The 7,853-nt window shown below is 39.1% G+C and carries 10 protein-coding genes and 4 pseudogenes; 9 read left to right on the forward strand and 5 right to left on the reverse strand.

The annotated features are described in order from the left end of the window. Both QR40_RS32010 and QR40_RS29275 read left to right on the forward strand, forming a co-directional pair. Window positions 1-196 (forward strand): annotated as a pseudogene (locus QR40_RS32010) (hypothetical protein); the annotation flags it as partial. Window positions 197-333: 137 nt separating this feature from the next. Further along, window positions 334-2,148 carry a ComEC/Rec2 family competence protein gene (locus QR40_RS29275; RefSeq protein ID WP_044297911.1) on the forward strand — a complete coding sequence of 605 codons (1,815 nt, stop codon included), beginning with the start codon at window positions 334-336 and terminating at the stop codon, window positions 2,146-2,148. A gap of 85 nt (window positions 2,149-2,233) precedes the next feature. On the opposite strand, the gene QR40_RS29280 is transcribed toward QR40_RS29275, so the two are convergent. Together QR40_RS29280 and QR40_RS33440 are read right to left on the reverse strand one after the other, a co-directional pair. Next, complete coding sequence (locus tag QR40_RS29280; RefSeq protein WP_044297912.1) at window positions 2,234-3,829, reverse strand: recombinase family protein; 1,596 nt, start codon at window positions 3,827-3,829, stop codon at window positions 2,234-2,236. A 199-nt stretch (window positions 3,830-4,028) separates the two neighbouring features. Beyond that, window positions 4,029-4,193: pseudogene (locus QR40_RS33440) on the reverse strand (DUF6783 domain-containing protein). On the opposite strand from QR40_RS33440, the pseudogene QR40_RS33445 reads away from it, so the two are divergent. After that, a pseudogene (locus QR40_RS33445) lies at window positions 4,116-4,379 on the forward strand (DUF6783 domain-containing protein); the annotation flags it as partial. The pseudogenes QR40_RS33440 and QR40_RS33445 sit on opposite strands and share 78 nt — an antisense overlap. Before the next feature lie 189 nt (window positions 4,380-4,568). Here QR40_RS33445 and QR40_RS33450 read toward each other — a convergent pair. After that, window positions 4,569-4,985: pseudogene (locus QR40_RS33450) on the reverse strand (ImmA/IrrE family metallo-endopeptidase); the annotation flags it as partial. Window positions 4,986-5,004: 19 nt separating this feature from the next. Further along, window positions 5,005-5,331 carry a helix-turn-helix domain-containing protein gene (locus QR40_RS29290; protein ID WP_027293028.1) on the reverse strand — a complete coding sequence of 109 codons (327 nt, stop codon included), beginning with the start codon at window positions 5,329-5,331 and terminating at the stop codon, window positions 5,005-5,007. Between the two features lie 176 nt (window positions 5,332-5,507). Between QR40_RS29290 and QR40_RS29295 the strand changes: the two genes are divergently transcribed. The 4 genes from QR40_RS29295 (at window position 5,508) to QR40_RS29305 (ending at window position 6,523) form a co-directional block, all read left to right on the forward strand. Beyond that, window positions 5,508-5,714, forward strand: a complete 207-nt coding sequence (locus QR40_RS29295) for a hypothetical protein (protein WP_044297913.1) — start codon at window positions 5,508-5,510, stop codon at window positions 5,712-5,714. Window positions 5,715-5,890: 176 nt separating this feature from the next. Next, window positions 5,891-6,049, forward strand: a complete 159-nt coding sequence (locus tag QR40_RS32015; protein WP_160295883.1) for a hypothetical protein — start codon at window positions 5,891-5,893, stop codon at window positions 6,047-6,049. Beyond that, window positions 6,046-6,273, forward strand: a complete 228-nt coding sequence (locus QR40_RS29300) for a hypothetical protein (protein ID WP_044297914.1) — start codon at window positions 6,046-6,048, stop codon at window positions 6,271-6,273. The genes QR40_RS32015 and QR40_RS29300 overlap by 4 nt, the downstream gene beginning before the upstream one ends. A 25-nt stretch (window positions 6,274-6,298) precedes the next feature. Continuing rightward, window positions 6,299-6,523: a helix-turn-helix domain-containing protein gene (locus QR40_RS29305; RefSeq protein ID WP_027293031.1), complete on the forward strand. Its 225-nt coding sequence runs from the start codon at window positions 6,299-6,301 to the stop codon at window positions 6,521-6,523. A 161-nt stretch (window positions 6,524-6,684) separates the two neighbouring features. Here the strand turns inward: QR40_RS29305 and QR40_RS29310 are convergent, their stop codons facing one another. Continuing rightward, complete coding sequence (locus tag QR40_RS29310) at window positions 6,685-7,059, reverse strand: DUF6774 domain-containing protein (RefSeq protein WP_044289217.1); 375 nt, start codon at window positions 7,057-7,059, stop codon at window positions 6,685-6,687. A gap of 85 nt (window positions 7,060-7,144) precedes the next feature. On the opposite strand from QR40_RS29310, the gene QR40_RS29315 reads away from it, so the two are divergent. Both QR40_RS29315 and QR40_RS29320 read left to right on the forward strand, forming a co-directional pair. After that, window positions 7,145-7,507 (forward strand): hypothetical protein, encoded by a 363-nt coding sequence (locus QR40_RS29315; RefSeq protein ID WP_044297915.1) that lies wholly within the window; start codon window positions 7,145-7,147, stop codon window positions 7,505-7,507. A gap of 137 nt (window positions 7,508-7,644) precedes the next feature. Further along, the coding region (locus QR40_RS29320; RefSeq protein WP_044297916.1) for a hypothetical protein at window positions 7,645-7,853 on the forward strand (209 nt) is incomplete at its 3' end.

Consider the following 7,853-nt stretch of genomic DNA (forward strand, 5'->3'; position numbering starts at 1 on the left):
TGAGGTACAAAAGCTGGAGGTGGAGGAGTTTATTACGGATATTGAAGATGTTACAACCCGTATGATATTTCGTTACCTCTATCTGGAAAACTTGACGCAGAAAGAAGTGGAGAGGAAGATCCATCTGGATCAAAGTGTGATCAGTAAAAGAGTTACCAGATATCTCAAGTTGCATAGCATGCATAAAAATACATGATACAATGTTTATATGCAAGGGAGTTAGAGGTAACAGGAACGACGAAATCTTGTATTTTGAGTAATTGATACGAAAAAGAAAAACGTACTGTTAATACTCAAATCCACTGCATAAAAAATTTTAGGAGGTAATAAAGTATGTCAGAAAACACAACAAATTTATTATGGCATAATCCAGAAGTAACCATTGTGCGGCTGCATGAGGAAGAGGGAATGGTTGGTGGTTCTGAGGCTGTTTATAGCATCAGCGTTTCGGAAAATGCGGCAGATACATTTGATATTGCCAGTATCAAAATGTGCGGAACATTAAGGGAATCAGCTCAGCTTACAATTACCGGAAGCGGTACAAACTATCAGGCAGTTGTAAAATTGCCGGAAGAACCGGGAACAATCGGATTGTATGCAGAAAAAGAGGTATTGACAAGAGGTGCCGCTGATTATAGTTCGGCTGTGGCGGCTGCAACGGATATTGTTGTTACCATGGACAAAACAAGCGAAAGAGGTGCAAAGGGAAATGATGCGCGAATTACTTTTGTAGTGGGTGTCCCGGATGCCTTTTATATTAAAAGCTATTCCTTTACGTTAAACGGAGTTTTGAAATCCAAACGTGGTACCAATGAATACACTTATAAGAATTTGTCCAATGATGTGCTGTATACTCTGGGATGTGATCTGGAAATTTACACGTCAAAAGAGAATGACACGGTGGTTACAAAACATGTGCAAAAGACAAATGTAAAGATTCCGGCAAGCATGAAGAGCCATATGATGGATCTGCATATGATCAATGTAAATGGTTTTAACCCCAAAGGAGATAAGGAAACGGGAGACAGTATTTTTATTAAGACTAAAAATGGCAAGACAGCTTTAATTGATACGGGTGCTTCTTACGGAGCTGCTAAAATTGATGCTTACTTAAGAAATGTGGTGGGATTAAAGCCGGTTAATGGTGTGATTACCATTGATTACTTTTTTAATACGCATCCACATCATGACCACATATCTGGTTTTGAGGGACTAAGCGGTTATGGCTGGGATAAGACGCAAAATAAAGTTGTTTACAATAAAGCAAATCTCGCAAATAAAAATGTGCGTTATCAGTTTTCAAACATAGTTCTCAGCAAGAACTATAAAGAGCCGTTGATGCAGAACTCTTCCTGGGCGAAAAATGTGATTTATTATGCAGAGAATGTAGGAAAATTAATTACCGTTTGTGCAGGAAACTATGTCTCTTTTGATGGCCTTATCTTTAATATCCTTAGCCCGTACAAAGCAGATGAGGTGCCGCTTCAATGGCTTTCCAACCCGGCTGATAATGAACAGGGTCTCAAATATATTCGTAAGGCAGTAGGAAAAGATAATCCTTCGGATGGAACTTCATCACTGAACAACCAGTCTATTGTCATGAAAGTTATCTGCGGGGGCAGAAAATTCCTGCTTATGGGGGATGCAGAGTTTTTTACAGAAGAACTGCTCCTGGGAAAAGCGGCAGATACCAGTGACTGGAATGTAAAAGTTTCAAGTACTGTAAATAAAATTAATCTGGCAAGAGACCTTGCAGCTGCGTATAATATTACTGCAGATGCAGCTGTTAGCAGATTTAAATTAAAAAGATTCACTCCTAAAGATCTGGATGCTGTTGTTCTAAAGAAAGGACATCACGGAACTGCTAATAATATGTCTATTGATTTTTTGAAAGCAGTAAAGGCAAGTAAATTCTGTGTATCTGCAAATATTTACAGTGGTGATAATCCAATGGCGCCAACTCCGGTAAGAACCGCAAAAGATTACTTTACAAGTCTTGGACACGAAGCCGACATGGTTAACTGGAACAAAAAATGGCAGGGATATGTTTTTGCTACTGCGAAGCACGGTCGAAGCGGTGGATTTTTTATTAGAACATATGGCAGGGAATGTGATTTCTCAGATCCATATGGTAAAGAGCAGTATTAATACCTGTACCTTAAGCGTACCTGCACATACGTACATCAGGAATACAGGTCATTTATACATTGGGAATTTTCCGATAGCAGGTCATTTATACCTTGGGAATTTTCGGATAGATAGTTAATTGAAAATTTGCCCGGGATTTCTCGCCACGTTTATTCCGTTCCGTTTTGAGATATTCCACTTTTTCTAACACAGCTTTTAATAATTGATTTTTCCCAGTAACACTTTCCAGAAGCCAGTAAATATCCACAAACGTATATTTAGTCTGCCTTATTGCCTCCGGGGAAGAAGAGTGCGGGATACACAATAATTGTTCATATTCAAACTGTAATGTGGATAAGTCTGATCTTAAAGCATTTATTTGTGAAGAAATAAAACTTTTTCTTTTCTGAAATTCAACTTCAGTGTATATCTCACGTTCCAGATAAGAGTAGGTAAGATCTAGCTGCTTATCTAAGGCTGTCTGTTCTTTCTTTAATTCATCAATAGAATTCTTTAGAAAATGAAGTTCATTACCACCATAAGCTGGGTTATTCCTATGATTCAGGTTCAGTACGCAATTTTGAAGCCAGTAGTCTAAAGCTGCCAGCAGCTGTTTTTCCAGAAGATCCAGCGGAGCGGAAATATTGTCACAATCTCTGTTGGGACATTTTATGAATGCGTAATTTGTTTTTTTATTTGGAGCCAGACGTGTCATGGGCGTATTGCATTTTCCACAGATTATAATTCCGGCAAGTGGGTTCTTTAGAAGATTACTGCATTTCGTGGGTGATTTTCGATTGGATTGCATTCGTTTTTGAGCAGTGTCAAAGATTTCCTGAGAAATTATAGCTTCGTGAAGCCCTTTACACTGAATATAGTCATTAGAGGTGGTTCGGTGCCTTTCGATCATTCCATTTTTAAGAATCCGCATTTCCTTACGGTATGCCCAACGGATAGAGCCAGTGTATACCGGGTTTTTTAAAATATCTCGTATACTGGATGGTGACCAGTGGTCTTTTATTTGGGGCTTCAGATGAAGTAAATCCAGCTTATGGCATATAGCAGCAGTAGACAATCGGCGGCAGGTACCATCCGGCTGCATGATTCCAGCCGTATACCAGTTAAAAATCATCCTTATAACTTCAGCCTCTTTCGGATTAATCATTAAAGTGTAGCCTTTATCATTTTCAATTGGTACTTTGTCATAACCATAGGGAGCTATGCTGGAAATAAATTTTCCTTCTTTAACAGAAGCGATACGCCCTCTCTGAATTCTTCGATTAATGGTTTTATATTCACGTCTGCTCATAAAAAGTCCGAATTCAAAATACTCCTCATCAAATTCATTAGCAGGATCATAGGTTTTCATGGGTGTAACAATTTTTACATTTCCATACTTAAAAGCTTCAGCCACAATGCCCTGATCTTTTGTATCCCCTCTCGCCAGACGTTCAATTTCCATTACCAGAACGCCTTCACACAATCCCTGTTCCACATCCAGCAGTAAAGCCTGCATCTGAGGACGTGCAGCAATCGTTTCACCGGAAACTATCTCCCGAAATACTTTAGAGACCTGCATCTGATTCCGGCGGGCAAACTCTAAGAGAACTTTTTCATGACGGGCAAGCGTTTCGCCTTCTCCATGCAGCTCCGCTTCACGGTCGGTGCGGGATTTCCTTAAATAGATATAGTAAGGTTTCATAGTATCACCCCTGGTTTATTCTATTGAGCGGAGTGATAATTAATGCGTAGTAAAAGTAAAAGACACGGACTAAACAAATACGCAGAGGATGCAGATAATCAGCTACTTTATGCATTTTATATGTTCCATACCAATAGCGTCCGGCATGCCACAACCCCGGGGTCCCATTATGCTGAACCATAATCAGCTGAACCTAAATTCAGAAATTGTTCGCGCTAGAGCGTGTTTGAAAATTCATTCCTGCCATCTGCACGCCCCACTTTGCGGCATATTTGCCCCGAATTCAGGTTACGTAGCCTGCTACGCGCCCTTCATCCGGGACAAATCTCCCACAAACTGTGACGCACAGCTGCCAGAAAGCAATTTTAAAACACGCTCTAAAGCATATTTGAAAATTCATTTAGTAATCGTCTCCATAGAGCCATTTGTATTCCGCAATTCGAATATTCTGTTGGCTCTGTTCGTCACAGAAAAGTCCAAATATTGGATCATCACAAAGAAACGTTTTACTTCTGCGAGATATCTTTTTTTGCTTACACCGGCAGCATAGGCTGGCAAACAGGTCATTGTAAATGGATCTGCCGCACTTACTGCACTCCCGGATACTCCATACGAATTTATCCTGGTCTTGATTATAAAATTGATGGTATATCGCCATTTCAACCGGAGTAAACCGGTGTCCATGAGTAACCAGATAACGTCTCCAGCGTCTGAAATCTTCAAAAGCATATTCTGAAGCTTCATATGTTATCTTAAATAACCGGTGGACATCGTTTGCATTTTTGCAGCCGGCATAATAAATGGCCATGCGCGGTGCCAGAATATTGCTTGCAAAGTAGTTTGCTTCTATTTCATTTTGTTTTTGCTCTCCGTTATGACCCAGTATATGGTGCCCCAGTTCGTGCATCAAAGAAAAACAGATGCGTCCGGAAGCCTGATTTGAATTGTAACAGACAATGCCTTTAAAACGAAAAGCATCGGATGAATACTTTATGGCAACTTCGTATAATTGCTCGTTTTGATACCGGATTTCATCATAGGTATAAATCTTGTAGCCATAATGCCGTAATAAATGAAAAGTATCAATTGGAAAAGATTTGATCCCACACTCTATGATTACATCAGATACTTTTTCTTGAATAAATTGATAGTCCAATAAAACTCACCTTCCCGAATTATTCTAATTCGGACAAGAGTTTGATTAATTTCATTTTTTCCTTTGTTGTGAGTTTATTCCCGTTGCGGGCAATCAGCTGTTCCATATCATCGTACGAAGGCTCGTATTGGTTCTGAGAGCCGCCTTTTGCCATATCTTCCAGTGATTCTACCGTTATGCCAAGATTTTTGCAGATGATGATGATATTGTCGACGCTGGCTTTCCCAACTCCATTTTTAATTATACCGTAAAGCGTAGTATACGGTATGCCGCATTTGGCAGCAAAAGATTTGAGATTAAAGCCCTGCTCCTTAATTAAATTCTCCAAGATTCTTGCTTTTTCCACGATATTCACCTCTTTTGTTTTCTTTTTATTATATACTAGAATTCGCATTTTGTAAATTGAAAATATTCGAAATTACGAATAAATTCGAAATTAAGAACAAAACCTATTGACATAATACTGAATTAAGAATATAATTGCTATATCGAATACGGAATTACGAATCAAGGGGGATAAATATGTATAACAATCTTTTAGAGGTAATGAAAGTTGAAAAAGTCACTTTTATACAAATGGGAGAGCTTCTGGGGTACCGCTATCAAACTGTCAGTGATATTGTCAACGGGGCAACAAAAAATGGATTTTATTATGAAGATGCTTTGAAAATACAAAAAGTATTATTTCCAAAGTACAGCCCCGACTATTTATTCTATAGGAAAAAATAAAAAAACAAACAAGTGTTCGAATATAGGAATATTTTACCATTAAATATATTCGATGTCAATGGAAGAGAGAAAAGTTATTTCAGAAATAAAAGGTGTGTAATACCGGTCTTTTTATGAAATCTGAAACAAGGACAGAAGTCTCTTCATAAGATAATACTGGAGGTGGTGAGGGTTTTATGGGACATATTATAGAAGAAATAGAAACAGGCGAAACAAAAGTTTGTTTCTGCGATGATTATTATCGGGACAGGAAAGATGATGAAGTAAGGAAAATTTTAAATATTGCAGCCTCGGAAGCAGCGTCGTCGATGAACCTCACACAGAGAGTCAGATGACCACAGAAAAAGTAAATATAGGAAAAGGAGAAGGAAATATGCGCATGCTGATCAATAGAATAGAGGAACGCTCAAAAGTGCAAGGGTTTACACAGGAATGTGCGGTTGCCTTTGCTGAGGGGTGGTTTGAAACATTAACAGATATAGATGAAGAGAAAAGTTACACCGTAAAAGAGATTTTTGGATTATTGGTATGCCTGGATGGCATAAGAAAATGTTCTTGATGGAAGGAAAAGGAGGCAGGCAGATTTGAAAGCACTCTGTAATGAAAAAAAGGAAGAAATCAGAAAACTGCATGAGCAGGGATATACTCACCGTCAGATTGCCAGGGCAGCCAAGGTGTCAGCAGGCAGTGTATCCTATGTACTGCAAAGACGGACAAAAGAGCAAAATAAAGCATGTAATATACCTCAGAGTTTGTGGGACGAGTGGGATATCTTACACGAGCGTTATGGTAAAAAGAATAAAAAATAGGACCAGCCGCAGCTAGTCCAGGAGGGAGAGAAAAGTATATGTAAAAAAGCTCTATCGCTTTGTATGTACATAATATAACAAGTAAATGTGTCAAAGTTGTGGCAGGAGAATAAAAGATTTATAAAGATACTTAAGAAAAACTGAAGAAAAGGACCCAGAAATTATTCCGTGTCCTTTGGTGTATCCGCTGACGCATTTGCTGTCGTATCCGTAGACGTACCCATTGATGTATCCGTTGATGCATCTGTTGACGTACCCATTAATGTATCCGTTGATGCATCCGTAGACGTACCCATTGATGTATCCGTTGATGCATCCGTAGATGTACCCATTGATGTATCCCTTAGCGTATCCGTTGGCGTGACTGCTGCTCTGTTGTTTGGTGCGCAAAGCGCTTCCTGGGCGGATATCGTAGCCAGAGTATCACCTAACTGGCTGAAGATCGTAGCCATAAGGGCTATTTCATCAGGAGATTTCCCTTTGGATATGGCACATGCGATGGCGCTGATTGTTGCTACCAGTTCACAAGACTGCATTTTAATCACCTCGAAATAGTATATGCCAAAGGGTGGAAATCGTTACGTTTGTATTTATAAAACTGAAATATGGGAGGAGTATGATATGTTGGACAAGAAGATGTTAGAAGAATATAAAGTCCTTGGAAAAGAGATTGCGTCATTAAAGATGCAGCTTGCAGATAAAAAAAATCAGGCGATGGGCTGTAGTAAAGATAAAAGGAGACGCGTACTGGAACTTGAGAAAAAACTGAAGCATCAGATGGAAGAGTGTGAGGTACAAAAGCTGGAGGTGGAGGAGTTTATTACGGATATTGAAGATGTTACAACCCGTATGATATTTCGTTACCTCTATCTGGAAAACTTGACGCAGAAAGAAGTGGAGAGGAAGATCCATCTGGATCAAAGTGTGATCAGTAAAAGAGTTACCAGATATCTCAAGTTGCATAGCATGCATAAAAATACATGATACAATGTTTATATGCAAGGGAGTTAGAGGTAACAGGAACGACGAAATCTTGTATTTTGAGTAATTGATACGAAAAAGAAAAACGTACTGTTAATACTCAAATCCACTGCATAAAAAATTTTAGGAGGTAATAAAGTATGTCAGAAAACACAACAAATTTATTATGGCATAATCCAGAAGTAACCATTGTGCGGCTGCATGAGGAAGAGGGAATGGTTGGTGGTTCTGAGGCTGTTTATAGCATCAGCGTTTCGGAAAATGCGGCAGATACATTTGATATTGCCAGTATCAAAATGTGCGGAACATTAAGGGAATCAGCTCAGCTTACAATTACCGGAAGCGGTAC

The sequence above is a fragment of the Robinsoniella peoriensis genome (genome assembly GCF_000797495.1).
In the GTDB taxonomy this organism is placed as follows: Bacteria; Bacillota; Clostridia; order Lachnospirales; family Lachnospiraceae; genus Robinsoniella; species Robinsoniella peoriensis.